This window comes from Coprobacillus cateniformis (genome assembly GCF_009767585.1).
Lineage (GTDB): Bacteria > Bacillota_I > Bacilli_A > Erysipelotrichales > Coprobacillaceae > Coprobacillus > Coprobacillus cateniformis.
Map to the genome: position 1 here is coordinate 146585 of NZ_WSNW01000001.1, position 16388 is coordinate 162972.

Annotated in this window: 13 protein-coding genes; all 13 read right to left on the reverse strand. The window is 33.4% G+C overall.

Annotated elements, in window-relative coordinates; translation table 11 throughout:
* Positions 1-28 precede the first annotated feature (28 nt).
* Positions 29-628, reverse strand: coding sequence for a nucleotidyltransferase family protein (locus GQF29_RS00795; RefSeq protein WP_008788738.1), 600 nt, complete (start codon positions 626-628; stop codon positions 29-31).
* Positions 625-2919, reverse strand: a complete 2295-nt coding sequence (locus GQF29_RS00800; protein WP_017144238.1) for a xanthine dehydrogenase family protein molybdopterin-binding subunit — start codon at positions 2917-2919, stop codon at positions 625-627. The genes GQF29_RS00795 and GQF29_RS00800 overlap by 4 nt, the downstream gene beginning before the upstream one ends.
* A complete protein-coding gene (locus tag GQF29_RS00805) occupies positions 2919-3389 on the reverse strand; it encodes a (2Fe-2S)-binding protein (protein ID WP_008788736.1) in 471 nt (156 codons plus the stop codon). Before GQF29_RS00805 ends, GQF29_RS00800 begins: the two co-directional genes overlap by 1 nt.
* Positions 3379-4182 carry an FAD binding domain-containing protein gene (locus GQF29_RS00810; RefSeq protein ID WP_054325489.1) on the reverse strand — a complete coding sequence of 268 codons (804 nt, stop codon included), beginning with the start codon at positions 4180-4182 and terminating at the stop codon, positions 3379-3381. The genes GQF29_RS00805 and GQF29_RS00810 overlap by 11 nt, the downstream gene beginning before the upstream one ends.
* Before the next feature lie 91 nt (positions 4183-4273).
* Complete coding sequence (locus GQF29_RS00815; RefSeq protein WP_017144237.1) at positions 4274-4972, reverse strand: hypothetical protein; 699 nt, start codon at positions 4970-4972, stop codon at positions 4274-4276.
* Complete coding sequence (locus tag GQF29_RS00820) at positions 4959-6374, reverse strand: uracil-xanthine permease family protein (protein WP_008788733.1); 1416 nt, start codon at positions 6372-6374, stop codon at positions 4959-4961. The genes GQF29_RS00815 and GQF29_RS00820 overlap by 14 nt, the downstream gene beginning before the upstream one ends.
* A 16-nt stretch (positions 6375-6390) precedes the next feature.
* A complete protein-coding gene (locus GQF29_RS00825; protein ID WP_008788732.1) occupies positions 6391-7164 on the reverse strand; it encodes an ABC transporter ATP-binding protein in 774 nt (257 codons plus the stop codon).
* The gene (locus GQF29_RS00830) at positions 7161-8156 is read right to left on the reverse strand and encodes a FecCD family ABC transporter permease (protein ID WP_008788731.1); all 996 of its coding nucleotides are present in this window, start codon (positions 8154-8156) and stop codon (positions 7161-7163) included. The genes GQF29_RS00825 and GQF29_RS00830 overlap by 4 nt, the downstream gene beginning before the upstream one ends.
* Positions 8153-9175, reverse strand: coding sequence for an ABC transporter substrate-binding protein (locus GQF29_RS00835; protein ID WP_008788730.1), 1023 nt, complete (start codon positions 9173-9175; stop codon positions 8153-8155). Before GQF29_RS00835 ends, GQF29_RS00830 begins: the two co-directional genes overlap by 4 nt.
* Positions 9168-9686, reverse strand: coding sequence for a nucleoside-triphosphatase (locus GQF29_RS00840; RefSeq protein ID WP_017144236.1), 519 nt, complete (start codon positions 9684-9686; stop codon positions 9168-9170). Before GQF29_RS00840 ends, GQF29_RS00835 begins: the two co-directional genes overlap by 8 nt.
* Positions 9687-9875: 189 nt before the next feature.
* Positions 9876-12221, reverse strand: coding sequence for an HAD-IC family P-type ATPase (locus GQF29_RS00845; RefSeq protein WP_008788728.1), 2346 nt, complete (start codon positions 12219-12221; stop codon positions 9876-9878).
* 99 nt (positions 12222-12320) lie between these two features.
* Positions 12321-14882 carry a translation factor GTPase family protein gene (locus GQF29_RS00850; protein ID WP_017144235.1) on the reverse strand — a complete coding sequence of 854 codons (2562 nt, stop codon included), beginning with the start codon at positions 14880-14882 and terminating at the stop codon, positions 12321-12323.
* Between the two features lie 26 nt (positions 14883-14908).
* Positions 14909-16276 carry an MATE family efflux transporter gene (locus GQF29_RS00855; RefSeq protein WP_008788725.1) on the reverse strand — a complete coding sequence of 456 codons (1368 nt, stop codon included), beginning with the start codon at positions 16274-16276 and terminating at the stop codon, positions 14909-14911.
* Positions 16277-16388 lie beyond the last annotated feature (112 nt).

The window sequence follows — 16388 nt, forward strand, 5'->3', positions numbered from 1 at the left end:
TTTAAAAAAAGGTATAAGCTCAATGAACTTATACCTCATTATTTTTGATATCCTGAAGATAATCATAATCATAAAGTTCTTTTCTATCCATAACAGGAACTTTTAGACATACACTTGAATATTTATCAATAATCTTTCTTCCACCCTCATCACCTTTTAATTTCATCAATTCATTATAAAGTTGACAATGAAACATTGTTGGATTACCGACTTGCTGTTGATATTTAACAGTTCCTAATAAAGCATGATTATTGATTATAAGATTAATCATACCGTTCATCGTTGATGATTGAATATAAGGCTGATCAGCAACCAAAAATAAGAAATAACAATCTTTATCATTACTATATTTTTGAATTCCAGCTTGAATTGAGTATGATAAACCTAAATGACTTTTTTCACTCTTTATTGAATACAAACGAGGACATGATAATTCTTTGATATACTCAATAATTTCATCATATTGAGTCACAACATCTAAAGTATAATTTTCATTTTTTTCTAAGAGTTCTCGTAATTGTTTCAAACCATATTGATATAATGGTAAGCCACGAAATGAATAAAGTAATTTATTAGAACCAAAGCGACGGCTATTACCCGCCGCTAAGTAGATCATATGTATTTTCATAACTCTTCTGGTAAACTCATTAAGATTTTTTCAGGAGTCATTGGTAAATCTCTTTGCCATACCCCTGTCGCATTATAAATCGCATGAGCAATGGCAGGAGATGGTGTATTAATAACAATTTCACCAATTGACTTGGCACCAAAAGGTCCAGTCTCTTCATAACTGCTTTCAAATTCCACACGTAATTTCCCCATATCTAAGCGAGATGGAATCTTATATTGCATCAATGAGTTTTCAGCAATCGCTCCTTTATCACTATATTGAACATTTTCATAAAGAGCCATACCAATACCTTGCACAAGTCCCCCTTCTGTTTGAACACGTGCCAGATTGGTATTAATGACTGTTCCACAGTCAACAACTGCAACATAATCTAAGATTTCAACTTGTCCTGTTTCTTTATCTAATTCAATTTCAACCATTCCTACCATAAATGGTGGTGGAGAAACTGGTGATGAATGAGAAACTGTGACTTGTGTTGGTATATTGTTTCCACACATTGATTTTGTTGCAATATCACTAAAAGATATACGTTTTTGGCCATCTAATGTTTCAATGCCTTGACTTGTAAATTTCACCTCGGATTTTGGACAACCCAACATCTCTGCTCCAATATGACATAAATGATCTTTTAATTCTAGGCAGGCCTTTTCTACTGCTTTTCCAGTCACATAAGTTGTACTTGATGCATAAGAACCCGAATCATATGGCGAAGCATCAGAATCTGCTCCAAAGACAATCACATTCTCAACATCACATTCTAAACATTCGGCAGCCATTTGAGCCAAAATTGTATCACACCCGGTTCCCATATCTGCGGCTCCAATTGTTAATGCATAAAAACCATCATCATTTAATTTAATCGTTGCTGAACCAACATCAACACCAGAAATTCCTGAACCTTGCATAGCCATCGCAACACCACTACTACGAATTTTGCCATTTGGCATCATTCTAGGCTTTGATTTATTTTTCCAGTCAAATAATTCTTGAGCACGATCCATGCAGCGATTCAAAGCACAACTCTTTGTGACTTCATGATAATAAGCAGACATCTCCTGTCCCTCTTTAACCATGTTTTTTTCACGAATAGCGACTGCATCTATACCTAGACGTGATGCCAGTTCATTAACTGCAGATTCGACTGCAAAAATTCCCTGTGTTGCCCCATATCCACGATAAGCTCCTGCTGCCTGACAGTTGGTATAAACAACATCATAAGCAAAACGATAAGCTTCTAGATGATTGTTGTAAAGTGGTATGGATTTATGCCCTGATAATCCAACTGTTGTTGGACCATGTTCACCAAAAGCACCAGTATTAGATAATGTATAAACATCAATCGCACGAATTGTTCCATCATTCATAGCACCAATACGTACTGTCACTTCCATCTCATGACGTGGCGTTGCTGCAATTTGAGTTTCTGTACGTGAGTATATCATCTTTGATGATTTCTTTGTCATCCAAGTGACAAATGCTGGATAAACTTCAGCAACGACTGTTTGTTTTGCTCCAAATCCACCACCAATTCTTGGTTTTTCAACATGAATCTGAGATTTAGGAATATCTAATGCATGAGCCAAAATACGACGAACATGGAAGACAATCTGTGTTGAACTGATAACATGTAAACGACCAAAAGGATCAATTTCGCAATATGTTCTAAAAGTTTCCATCATGGCCTGTTGATTCGCACGGGTATGATAAGTTCTTTCCATCACTTCATCACAAGTTGAGAAAACACCTTCTAAATCTCCCTCAACACTAGAATCACTTGCACAAAGATTACGTTGATTATCTGCCCCTACTGGGCATAATGCTTTCCAATTGTCTTCTGGATGAACCAAAACTTTATTATCTTTTGCAGTATGTATATCTAAAACAGCTTCTAAGACTTGATATTTAACCTTGATAAGTTTCATAGCCTGATCAACGCTCTTTTCATTGACTCCCGCAATAATCGCAACCGCATCACCAACAAAACGGACTCTTTGATCTAAAATCAAACGATCATATGGACTTGGTTCAGGATATGTTTGTCCAGCCATCGTAAAACGTTTTTGAGGAACATCATGATAAGTATAGATAGCTTCAATACCATCTACTTGTTTAGCCGTTTCAACATCAATATCTTCAATGAGTGCATGAGCATGAGGAGAACGTAAAACTTTCACAACAAGACAATCTGTTGGTGTCACATCATCAACATATGCTGGTTTCCCCAATAATAAATTCATAGCATCTTTTTTACGAACAGGTTTATTTACCTGCTGGAAAGTTTTTTTCATCATGAGTTCTCCTTTCCTTGTTCAAGATAAGCAATATAAGCTTTCATACCACGTAATTGCCCCTCATAACCAGAACAGCGACATAAATTTCCTGCTAAATAATCTAAAATATCTTCATCACTAGGATAAGGATTTTCTTTTAAAAGAGCAATTGCATTCATCATCATTCCAGGATTACAGAAACCACATTGTTCAGCCCCCTGATCAGCAATAAATTCAGCTAACCTTTGAGCTTCTTCCTGCATTCCTTCTAATGTGATTATTTGATGACCATCCATTCTAGCAGCCAAAACACTACATGATAGAATAGGTTTGTCATCAGCTAAAACTGTACATAAACCACAATTACTTGTATCACATCCACGTTTGACGCTTAAACACCCTTGAGAGCGTAAGAAATCAATCAATAACATATCTGGTTCAATCAAAGCTTCAATATCTTTTCCATTTAAATTCATTTTAATAAGCATGATGATTCTCCTCCCTTAACGCTGTCAAAGCACGTTTCATTAAGACTTTTGCAATACGGCGACGATAATCAGCACTCCCTCTGAGATTAGATCCTAAAACTAATTTTTTAGCAATATCATTAGCAAACGCTTGAATACTTTCATCACTTAAAGATGAATCTAAAAAATGATTTTCATCTTTAAAAGTTACAGCCTTTAAAGGACGAGCACCAATTGTACATGTATAAGTAGTTTCTATCTGACTCACTGCACACGTTAAAACAGGAAAGTCAGTTTTTGTATTGCGTTGTGACATATAAACAACACGGAGAGGCGATTTCTTAATAATGACTCTCACCAAGACATCTGGAGTTGGACGCATTGTCGCAAACTCTTGAATTGATACAATTCCACCATGATAAAGTTCAACATAAGCATCCAAAGCCATAAACATTGTCAATACATCTGAAAAACCATAACGTCCAAATAAACTTCCACCAACAGTCGCAAGATTTCTAAATTGAACACCAACAATATTGTGAACACTTTCTTTCATAGCTCCATGTGTATATTGATGAAGAATTGGATTTGATTCTAATTGGCGTAATGTCACCATTGCACCAATATGAATTTCGTCCCCTTTATCCTCAATATGATTCAAATTCAAATCACAAAGATCAATTGCTGTATCAACACTTCTATTTTGCATTTTTAACCAAAGCATACCACCAATAATAATATTCTTACGATTTTGACAAAGTTCATAAGCTTCTTCAAGACTTTGAACTTTGACATATTTTTTGATATCAAGCAAGACAATACCTCCTTTTTTTATATTTTATAAATAATTGATTTTTGTATTAAGTCAAATATATAAAACATCTACAATCCATTTCTATTTAAAATCATCTCATAACAACTGCATAAGGAGATTTTTTTTCTAATAATTGTTCTCCATGAGAAGTTTTTTTATAAACCTTACCATCTTGGCATTCATATGAAATTTTCTGAACTCTTTTTTCTGTACAACCATAAGGAATCCAGCTCCATTTAATGATCTGTGCTTTTTGAATTATCAATTCATGTTTTTTATTTACAATTCCTTCAGGTCCAACAATAATTAAACGCTCTCCCTCTCTAAATAGAATTTCCAATAGACAATCATGAAATGAACAGTCTGTCACTTCATGAAAATTATCGCCAGGTCTCCCAAATGGATCCCCATAAAAACTCAAGAACCCACCTTTACTTTTCATTTCAAACAAATCATCTTTTTGTTCTAGATATTTTGGATTTAACATTTTTCTTATGATTACAGTTGCTTCCTCTAAAGCTTCTAAATAGGTCTTTTTCAACAGGGTCTGTTTGCCATTAATATCAAGTCTATATTGGTTTTTATCATTAACTACGACTTCCCCTATCTTTTCACTCCCAAGTAAAATAGAACAGGGTGTAACAGGCCCATACCCATACTCACATTCTAGATATATTCGTCTTTTGCATTTTGGACAAAATATCATAAAATTTGCTTCTAGATGATATATCGATATTTCATCACAATACTGACATTCTATTGTTTTCATAATCGTTTTATATTTTATCAACTTCTTTATCTTTTGGTAAACAAATATTTAAAATAATCGCAACCAATGCTGCTGGAACAATTCCAGAGCCACCAAAAATCATTTGAACAGCTTCTGGTAAACCAGCTAAAACAGCACTATTCGCACCTAATCCATAGCCCAATCCTAAAGCCACTGACACAATTGTCATACGACGAGCATTCAATGGTTCTTTTGTAATCAATTGAATACCACTCATCACAATAGATGAGAACATAATGACTGCTGCCCCACCCAATACACTTTGAGGCATAATTGAAATTAAAGCCGCTAATTTAGGAAACAATCCACATAAGATTAAGAAGATAGCCCCACAAGCAAGTGCAAAACGATTCACAATCTTTGTCATTGTGACCAAACCAACATTTTGACTAAATGAAGTATTTGGTAAAACACCAAAAACAGCTGCTAAACTTGAACCAATTCCATCACAAATGACACCGCCAGATAATTCTTCATCTGTTGCTTCACGTCCCATACCACCTTCAATAACACCAGAAATATCACCAACAGTTTCTACTGCAGTGACAATAAACATAATCAGAACTGGTAAGATCGCACGTAAATCAAAAACTGGAGTGACAGGCATAAATTCTGGAATAGCAAACCATTTGGCTTGGGCAACAGCATCCCAATTAATCACCCATGACTTCACAAATTCAGTTCCTTCTGCACTGACACCAGTTGTAGATAAAAACATTGGCATCAGACTACAAATAATATAACCACAAATAATACCAATTAAGATACATGATGAACTCATCATTCCTTTTGTCACATGTTTTAAAACCAAGATAATCACTAAAACTGCTAATGCAACCAATAAATTTTCAATAGAACCATAGTCTTTTGCATTACTTCCTCCACCGAAAGAACCCACACCAACACTAATTAATGAAAGCCCAATTGATAAAACAACAGTCCCTGTCACAACAGCAGGAAAGAAACGACGAAGTGGTTTTAATAAAAAACCTAAAACCCCTTCAAATAAACCACCAATGATAGATGCTCCCATAATAGCAGCATATCCTAAGATACCGCCACCCATCACTTTTGCAACACTTTGAAAAACCCCAATAAAACCAGAACTTGTTCCCATAATAATTGGAACCTTTCCACCTACTGGTCCGACTGCAAACAATTGAATTAAAGTCACAACGCCAGCAATTAACATTGCATTTTGTAATAATGAAACTTGAATTGCTGCAAATTGCTCCGCATCACTCATCGCTGCACAAGCACTTGTAATAATTAAAATAGGTGTAAGGTTGCCAACAAACATCGCAAGTACATGTTGTAAACCTAATGGTATAGCTTGTTTTAAAGGTATCATTCCTTCAAAATCATAAGGTGTTGAATTCTCTTGATTTGTATTTGTTTTCATATATATAAATCCTTTCTTATTTTGTTAAACAATAAAATTGTTGATAATCTTGATCCCTTTGAATAATCATTTGAGGATAAAGATTTTGCATCTTATAAGTCATGATCTCACATGTTTCCTGTAGTGGTATGATTTCATCAATGATTCTCCCATCCTTCATTAATAAAATCCGATCACAATACATAAAAGCGTAAAGTGGATCATGTAAAACTATGAAACCTGTTTTTTCTTGTTCTTTAATCAGCTTTTGAATCAATTGGAAGATATGATGACGATTTTCAAAATCTAAAGCACTATCAGGTTCATCTAACAAGAGTACAGGTGTATTTTGTCTGGTTAATCTTGCCAGTTGAACCAATTGCTTTTGTCCTTCACTTAACTTTGTATAGTCTTCATCTAATAAATCAGCAATTTGAAACTCTTTAGCAATTTGCATAATCCGTTCTTCATCAATATGTGAATCAAAAAAACGAGAAGATGCATACCCACCAAGTTCAATCATTTCACTGACTGTAAACCCCTCTATCACTTCACACCTTTGTGTCATCATAGCTATATTTTGAGCACGCATTTTTATATTCATTGCAAAGTAGTCCTGTCCACTGACATACACTTGTCCTTGTGTTGAAACCAGACCACCTATAATACCTTTAAGTAATGTTGATTTTCCACAACCATTTTGTCCAATCAGTCCCACAATTTCTTGACGATGTAAAGTCATGGAAACATCACTCACAACTTTTTGCTGATAAGAAACTGATAAGTTTTTAACTTCTAATAATTCCTTCATAGAATCTGTCCTCTTTGTTTCCACATCAAAAAAATAAGGACTGGTACAGCAAAGAAAATCGTGAGAATACTTAATGGTAATTCAGCTCCTGGAACAAGACTCCTTGAAAGCATATCACCCACCATAATGATGAAAGCCCCAATGAAGCCACTCATCAGTAAAAAATATTTTGTTCGCCTATGTAAAATAAGATAAGCAATGTGTGGAGCAATCAATCCTACAAAAGAAATGACTCCTGTTATAGAAACAATGGAGGCAACCATCCAAGTTGTTAATAAAAGGACAATGATTCTTAATGCACTGGCATTGAGTCCTAAGTATCTGGCATTTTCATCCCCCAATGACAACATCACAATTTGACGGTGACATAATAAAAGAAAAGCAAGTGGAATCACAATACTTATAAGCGCAATCAGCATCTTACTCAAGGTAATAGATGCCAAACTGCCCATTGTCCAGAATTCTATAGTTGCTAATTCACTTATAGGATCAGCCATATACTTAAAAATCATGATTCCAGCATCTGCCAAAGCAGATATAACAATACCAGCAAGAATATAAGTTGTTGTGCGTTGAACACCAGTCATTTTGACAAGGAACATAACAAAAAAAAGAGAAACAATCCCCATAACAAAGGCACCAAACATCATCTCTATTGCACTGTTTGCTCCTATAACAATCATCAAAGCAGCGCCAAAACTGGCTCCTGAAGCAACACCAGTCAAATCAGGTGATGCCAAAGGATTCCTAAAAATAAGTTGATAAACACCACCAGCAATCCCTAAAACAAGACCAGCTAAGACACCCATCACAATACGTGGAATACGTAAGTTAAAGAAAACTTGTTGTGCCATCATATCATTTGATTGCCCAACTAATAAACAGCCAATTTCAGATAGTGATAAAGAATAACTTCCCACTGTTAAAGAAAGACAAAAAGTCATCACCAATAACAAAATCATCATTAAAAATAATAAACGTTTTGATTTCATGAATTCTTTAATAAACTTTCATCAATATCAAACCCATAAAATGTCTTATAGAAATCTTGAACATCTTTGATAAATGCATCATATGGATAGATATCATGATGCAATAAACTATATAACCACATCGTTCCTAAGATTCCTGAAGGAATTGGTGAATCCCACTCTTCAATTCCTTTTGGCATTTGATAAACATTCTTCTCTTGAATAGCTTTTAATGATTTTAATTGTGAATCATTCAAGACATCTTGAACAGAATAACTTGCTCCTGATGGAATCACAATCATATCTGGATTCATTTTTAATAATGTTTCATAAGATACTTGTGTCCAATAATTTCCATCTAATTCTTCAGCAACATTTTTTCCACCAGCTGTTTCAATTAAAATACTTTGATACATTGTTCCAGGTGCTGTTTCTAGATAAGCAGAATTGCTTCCCATATAAACACTTTGTGTCTTTTGATTGGATGTCTTTGCCATTTTATCCTTTTGTTTTTGATAATAATCTGTTAATTCTTTTGCTTTCTCTTCTACTCCACATGCTTTTCCAATCAGTTTTAACATTTCTACCAATTGTTCATGTGTTTCAGGATTCACAATCAAAACCTGAATGCCTAAGTCCGTTAATATTTGAGCTTTCTCTTTTAATTTTAATGGCATCAAAACCAAATCAGGTTTCAATTCAGCAATAGCTTCTATATTCAATTCCTTTAAACTTCCCACTTGTTTTAAATCCAGTAATTTCCCATTAGCCATTTTATAAATTGGTCTAGAATTTGCTTTCTTTTCAATTCCGACAAGTCTATCACTGATACCCAAAGACAAAGTTGCATATGTTGTAATATAGTAACAACTCACAATTTTTTGAGCTGGCTGCTCTAAAGTGACTGTTCTTCCAGCTTGATCTATTAACTCAATTTGTGATTGCTTAGCATCTTGATTGGAAGAACACCCCATTAAAGATATAAACACTGCTATACATATTAACAAACTGACTAACTTTTTGAATAATCTCTTATTCATCCTCTTCTCCCTTCATTTTTATTTCAGAAATAATCATTTGTTCTGCTTGTTCAAATGAAAGAGTATTCAAATCATATAACTGACAATCTTCTCTTTGTTTCATCTGTAAAAGATAAGAAATAGGTTCATTTTTAAGAACAGCAATCACCCATTTTTCACTATCTAATAAATCATAAACAGATTCAATAAAATCTAGATTTTCCTGTTCAAAACGTCCTAATTCATCAAGGACAACGATTTCACATGAAGATTTTAAAGCATGTTTTAAACACCTGACACCTAAATTAGAAAAGGTTTCAGGTATTCCCATCATTCTATTTCCATCATAATAAGATATAGACATCGTCTCTTGAGTTGTTATATCTTGCATCACATATGTATAGCCAATTGATACCTTTTGATCAGGGAGTGTTCGATACCCTACATATTCTTTTTGACACTCAGATAGAATATGATTAAGTAGCGTTGACTTTCCAATTTGACGATCTCCAGTTATAAAAATATTTTTCATCATTCCCACACACAAAAAAGTTTTTCAATAATCAATCAATTGAAAAAACATCCTTTCTTTGAACAAAAAAACAAATTTCCTTTTATTTCCATTGTGCTTAAAAACGACATTATTATATCATAAGCAACATTATTCTACAATCTTATTGTATCAACATGAAAACAAAAAAAACTTAGCAAAAATGCTAAGTTATTTAGATATATATGGAATAGCCTGAAGCGGTGTTTGGTTCTTCTTAATATATGAATAGAAAAGCCTTTCAATAACCAGCCCAATAAAACTTACACCAATAGCATAAATCCCTATACGTTGTGTTATGACTGCAAGATTAAGATGTCCTGCTCCTACAACGACTGCACTGATAAAACCCAAAATCATAAGAGTACATACAATGACTCTTAAATTGGTAAATGGAATACATGAACGAATGACTGCAACCATACTGACAACACCTAAGACAATATACATAATTGTTACAGCTTCTAAATAATCAAATGAGAATCTTGGATAAAACATCATAACAAGCATAAAACAAATGATAATACTTATACCATTTGGTAAAGCCTTTGTAAAGACTTGTGGTAAGAAAGCCCCCTTAATCTTTCTTGTATCAGACTCAAACATTGTCAAGAAAGAAGGCATTGCTTCAATAAATAAATCGATGAGAGTAATCTGCAATGGTATAAAAGGAAAAGGTGTATTTGTAAAGACACAAATGATTGATAAAAGGATTGTATAAATTGTTTTGATAAAGAAAACGCCTGCAACACGTGTTACATTATTCACAACCTTACGACCTTCTAAAAGAACATCTGGCAAACATGTAAAATCACTATTTAATAAAACAACTTGGGAAATTTGTTTAGAAGCATCACTTCCATCAGCAATGGCGATAGAACAATCTGCTTCTTTGAGAGCCAATAAATCATTAACGCCATCACCAGTCATAGCCACATGATGTCCACCCTTTTGCAGTTCTTCTACAATACGCTTCTTTTGAAAAGGCGTAACCCTTCCAAAGATTGTATAATCTTCAACAACTGTACTGATTTCTTCATCTGTAACAGTTGACATATCTATAAATTTTTCATAATTTTTAACTCCTGCTTTTTTAGCAATTGCAGCAACTGTTTCAACATGGTCACCTGAAATAATCTTTGTATCAATACCTTCTTTATGGAAGTAATCCAGTGTTTCTTTGGTATTTTTTCTCATATTATCTGATAAAATCAAGACCATTAAAGTTTGGAGTTCTGGCAAAGGCTGATCATCAAAAACACTCTCTTTCGTAAAACCAACTGCAATTGCTCGCATTCCTTGCTGAATATATTCGTTGATTTCAATTGGTAAATTATGTTTCATTATTTTTTCGGTTGCACCTACGACAACTGTTCCAAAACTTTCAAATTCAATTGCACTCCATTTACGTAATGATGAAAAAGGAATCTTTTGAAGAGGATTTAAGATTTGATTTTTTTGAAAATAATGATCCATGGCTTGAAATGTAACATTATTATCATCACTAAAACGTAAATAAGATCCCATGATTTCTTTATTTGGTAAATGTGAGATAACACCATATGTAAACATATGTTCAACTTTCATATGGCCATCTGTAATCGTTCCTGTTTTATCCAAACATAAAACATCAACATGAGATAATGTTTCTAAAGAATATAAATCCTGTACAAGAACTTGACGTTTCGCCAATCGTGTAACCCCATTTGCTAATGAAACACTCGTCAGCAATACCAGTCCTTTTGGCAACATTCCAAGCAATGCAGCTGAAGAAGAAACAACTGCTGTCAATAATGTATCATCACGTAACCACAATGCCTCTATAAAAAGAATAATTCCTAAAGGGATAATCATAAAAGTGGTTATTCGTGTCACACGATTCATAGAATCCATTAATTCAGAATTTTGTTCTTTGGACACTTGTGCTTGTTGAATGAGTGTTGTTGCATAATTATCTTTACCAACCTTTTCAACCCTTGCATAACATTTCCCAGATATAACACTACTTCCTGATAAAAGATGAGCATCCTGATGCTTATGGATTGGATCAGATTCACCAGTTAATAAAGACTCATTTGCTTCTATACTTCCAAAGACAACAACTGCATCATTACATACCTGATCTCCACTTTCTAGAATTAACAAATCATCTAAAACAATATCTTGAATATCAACCACCTGCTTATGCCCATCACGCATAACATGGATAGTTGGCTTGGTCAAAATAGAAAGTTTATCAACCAGTCTTTTCGCATTCATTTCTTGTAAAATTCCAATCCCAGCATTCGCTATAATAATAGCCATGAACACAAGATTTGACCATGCTTCAACCATCATTAATGCAACAAAGATGAAAAAGTTCAAGAGATTAAAAAGTGTAAAAATATTATCTTTTAATATTTGATAATAAGTTTTACTAGCTGGTTGACTTATGCCATTTTGTTTTCCAGCATCTTTTCTTTCTTGAACTTCATTTGTATTTAAACCATGTGTTTGATATGCATGTGTATTTTCCATTATTAAAGCCCTCCAAATTTAAGATATTATAGTACACTCTTTATTTGAAGTATATACACTTTACATATTCTTAACATAATATTTATATAAACTTTATATTTACTCATTTTTAAAATTACGAATATCTTCTAAAAGATAATTATGACTTTTTGGCTGTTGAGAAGAATAATTGGATTGTTTCTCTCGATTTAATCTTTCCAAATCTTGTTTTAATTCACGTGCTGACATCCGATAAGCTCCTGCACCAGTTATAATGAGTTGTTCTAAGGCATCAGAAGTTGCTACAGTCATATGATATTGACTAGCCATTTCATGTGTGACACGTTCTATATACATATCTGCGGTTTGAGACTCTTTTGTATAAACAACATGAATATTATGATATTGTTCACTTGTTCCTAGATTTTGTTTGACTTTATATGCATCAAATACAACAATCAACAAACACTTCTTATAGCCTTGATAATTACACATCATATCCAGTAAACGAAATCTTGCTCCTTCCAAATTATCCACAGCTAATGCCTTTAATTCAGGCCATGCATGAATAATATTATAGCCATCTACTAACAAGCATTCAGATTTTGGTTGTGAAGTCATTGAAGGCATATATTCTTTTGAGTCAGATTGAAAATCATGAAATGTATAACGTTTCATTTCTCCATATGTTCGTGTAAAGATGGCTTCTAATTCTTCGTCACCATCAAGAGAAGATGAATAAATTTCTTTTTGATATTCTTGAGAAACTTGAGGTTGATATTGAAAATCTATATGCATATAATTTTTAACTTCATTCCATTTCACATAAAAACCAGCCCCATGTGAGCAAAAAACAGATCCAGTTGGATTATTCATATCCTTTTCACTATCATATTGAATTTGATGAATCACTTCATCTTGGTTTAGACAAGGTTCATAACCTTTAAGAAAACAATACAAACGACCTTTTCCTTTGGTATATTGTGTAACTGCTAATTGATAATCTTTCATCTTTGCAACAGGTGCTTTTCCTTCTATCACAATATTTTGACCTGTTGTTGCTGGCAAGATAAATTCACCATTCATAGATTCTATATCATAAATAGCTTTGCTTAAATAAGCAGAGGGGATATCCAAGCGAAATTGATAATAAGGCTCTAATAATTGGCAACGAGCTGTTTTCAACCCTTGTCTTAAAGCACGATAAGTTGCCTGTCTAAAATCTCCACCTTCAGTATGTTTTTGATGAGCTTTACCTGCCAACAATGTGACTTTCATATCTGTGATAGGAAAACCAGCAAGAACGCCAATGTGTTCCTTTTCTTCAAGATGTGTCAAAATTAATCTTTGCCAATGTTTATCTAGCATATCTTCTGAACAATTGATTGAAAATTGCAATCCACTTCCTCGCTGAGCAGGTTCTAATAAAAGATGAACTTCTGCATAATGACGTAACGGTTCAAAATGACCAATTCCTTCGACTGTTTCCAAGATTGTTTCTTTATAAATAATCCGTCCCTGATCAAATTCAACATGAAGATGAAATCTTTCTTCAATCATTTTCTTTAAAACATCAATTTGAATCTCACCCATAAATTGCACTGTCAGATCTTGTGTGTCTTCATGATATGTCATATGTAGTTGGGGATCTTCTTCTGATAATTGACGTATCTGAGAAATGGCTTCAAAACGGTCACAATCTGATGGCAAGACAATCCGATAATTCATATAAGGAGTCAGATGAGGTTGTAAAGCATTGTCTTCAAATCCCAATCCATCACCAGCTTGAATTGTTTTTAAACCTTTGACTGCACATATATCACCAGCATAAACAGTATTTTCTACTGTATATTTATAACCAGAATACTTTCGAATTTGATCGACCTTATGCTCACCCAACTGAGCCTTTACATGCAGAATCCCACCAGTTATTTTTAAATGTGTTAAGCGTTGTCCTTGTTCATCTCTTGTAATCTTATAGACTTTTGCACCAAATTCATCTGGATACCTTTTTTCTTTTGTATAAAGAGTGAGAGCTTCTAAAAAAGAATCAACTTCTTTCATTTTTAAAGCTGAACCAAAAAAACAAGGAAAAACTTTTCTATTTTCAACAGCATCTTGAATCATTGAATTTGTTAATGTTTGATGTTCAAGATAATAGTCTAAAAGCATATCATCACATAACGCAATATCCTCATAAAAATCATCTTGCGAAGTCAAATCAACACATCTTTCATCCAACTTCTCTTTTAAATCTTTCATTAAATCACTTTTTTCATAATGTGAAATATCCATTTTATTAATAAATAAGAAAGTTGGGATATGATATGCGTTTAAGAGATTCCAAATGGTTTCTGTATGTGCTTGAACACCATCTAAACCACTAATTACAATGATTGCATAATCTAAGATTTGTAATGTTCTTTCCATTTCAGCTGAAAAATCAACATGACCCGGTGTATCAATCAAGGTCATATCCACATCTTTATATCGTAATAGAGATTGTTTAGAAAAGATGGTAATGCCTCGAACACGCTCCTGCGAATCATAATCCAAGAATGCATCACCATGATCAACGCGACCCAATTTACGTATACTTCCTGCTAAATACAATAGACTTTCTGTTAGGGTTGTTTTTCCAGCATCGACATGAGCTAATGTTCCTATCACACATTTTCGCATATTCTCACCTCCTCTTCTTGAGATATTTATGAATTCATTTCAATAAATTCATCTTTTTGATTCACCATTAATTTTAATTCTTTTCGTTTATATAACCATCCTGCTACAAATACAACATCAGCGAAAATCCAAGCCAATGGATTCGCAAAACAGATAGCACTAAAACCAAGCATACCAACAAAGCAAAAGGCAACAATGCATCGTGCAATCATTTCAGCAACTCCACCGAACATCGCCAAGAAACTATAACCTAAACCTTGTAATAGATTTCTTAAAATAAATAAAATACTTAAGATATAATAACAAGATGAATTATATAAAAGATACTGCTTAATATCCGCTATAATAGCTGTTTCACTAGCATCTATAAATAATAAGGATAAATAATCCGATGTCAAATATACAAAGATAAACGCAAATACACAATAAATAGCACCAATAATGCAACTTACCTTTAAACCTTGAAAAATACGTTCAATTTTATAGGCTCCTAGATTTTGTCCACCATATGTAGCCATTGTTAAGCCTAGAGTCTCCAATGGCTGTGTTAACATAATGGAAATTTTAATAGCGGCTGTCACAGCAGCCACAACATCAGAACCTAAAGTATTCACAGCAGATTGAATGACTACACTTCCAATTGCTGTTATTGAAAACTGCATAGCCATTGGTAATCCTAATTGCAATAATTTCAAACAATGAATTTTTTGAAATCTTTTTTCATCATGTTCAAAAGTCAGAATATCTGTTTTCTTTTTCATATAAACATAACAAGCAATTCCCGAAATAAACTGGGCAATGACTGTTGCATAAGCAGCACCAGCAGCTCCCATATTCAACTGTGTAATAAAATATAAATCTAAAGCAATATTAATAACCGATGATAAAATCAAAAAATACAATGGTGTTTTTGAATCCCCAATTGCACGTAAAATACTCGCTAACATATTGTAAATCATTGTTGCAAATAAACCCAAGAAAATCACTACAATATAATCATAGGCTTGGTCATAAATATTACTTGGTGTTTGCATCCATGTTAAAATCTTAGGTAACAATAATACTGTCACAATTGTCATGACAATTGTGATGATTGTACAAAGATAAAATGCATTGATAATATATTCTTTCATTTGTTTGATTTTTTTGCCACCAAAACTCTGGGCTATGGGAATCCCAAACCCACTACAAATTCCAATACCAAATCCAATAATCATAAAGTTTAATGAGCCAGTTGACCCAACTGCTGCCAAAGCAACCTTTCCAACATATTTTCCAACAATAATACTATCTACCATATTATAAAACTGTTGGAAAATATTTCCAATAACCAATGGAATTCCAAAAGCAATAATGAGTTTCCATGGACTGCCATTTGTCATATCTTTCTTCATATATTTCCCTCCCCTACAAATACCTGAATATTATACAGAACTTCTCCTTTATTATAAATACATTTATTTCATTTTCTTACAAATTTCAATAAGTGAAAATAAAAATATGATA

Bases quoted from the DNA above. Each gene is read 5' to 3' on its own strand.
- GQF29_RS00855 (WP_008788725.1), bottom strand. From the start codon at position 16,276: ATGAAGAAAGATATGACAAATGGCAGTCCATGGAAACTCATTATTGCT.
- GQF29_RS00845 (WP_008788728.1), bottom strand. From the start codon at position 12,221: ATGGAAAATACACATGCATATCAAACACATGGTTTAAATACAAATGAA.
- GQF29_RS00840 (WP_017144236.1), bottom strand. From the start codon at position 9,686: ATGAAAAATATTTTTATAACTGGAGATCGTCAAATTGGAAAGTCAACG.
- GQF29_RS00805 (WP_008788736.1), bottom strand. From the start codon at position 3,389: ATGCTTATTAAAATGAATTTAAATGGAAAAGATATTGAAGCTTTGATT.
- GQF29_RS00825 (WP_008788732.1), bottom strand. From the start codon at position 7,164: ATGAAGGAATTATTAGAAGTTAAAAACTTATCAGTTTCTTATCAGCAA.
- GQF29_RS00830 (WP_008788731.1), bottom strand. From the start codon at position 8,156: ATGAAATCAAAACGTTTATTATTTTTAATGATGATTTTGTTATTGGTG.
- GQF29_RS00850 (WP_017144235.1), bottom strand. From the start codon at position 14,882: ATGCGAAAATGTGTGATAGGAACATTAGCTCATGTCGATGCTGGAAAA.
- GQF29_RS00820 (WP_008788733.1), bottom strand. From the start codon at position 6,374: ATGAAAACAAATACAAATCAAGAGAATTCAACACCTTATGATTTTGAA.
- GQF29_RS00795 (WP_008788738.1), bottom strand. From the start codon at position 628: ATGAAAATACATATGATCTACTTAGCGGCGGGTAATAGCCGTCGCTTT.
- GQF29_RS00835 (WP_008788730.1), bottom strand. From the start codon at position 9,175: ATGAATAAGAGATTATTCAAAAAGTTAGTCAGTTTGTTAATATGTATA.
- GQF29_RS00800 (WP_017144238.1), bottom strand. From the start codon at position 2,919: ATGAAAAAAACTTTCCAGCAGGTAAATAAACCTGTTCGTAAAAAAGAT.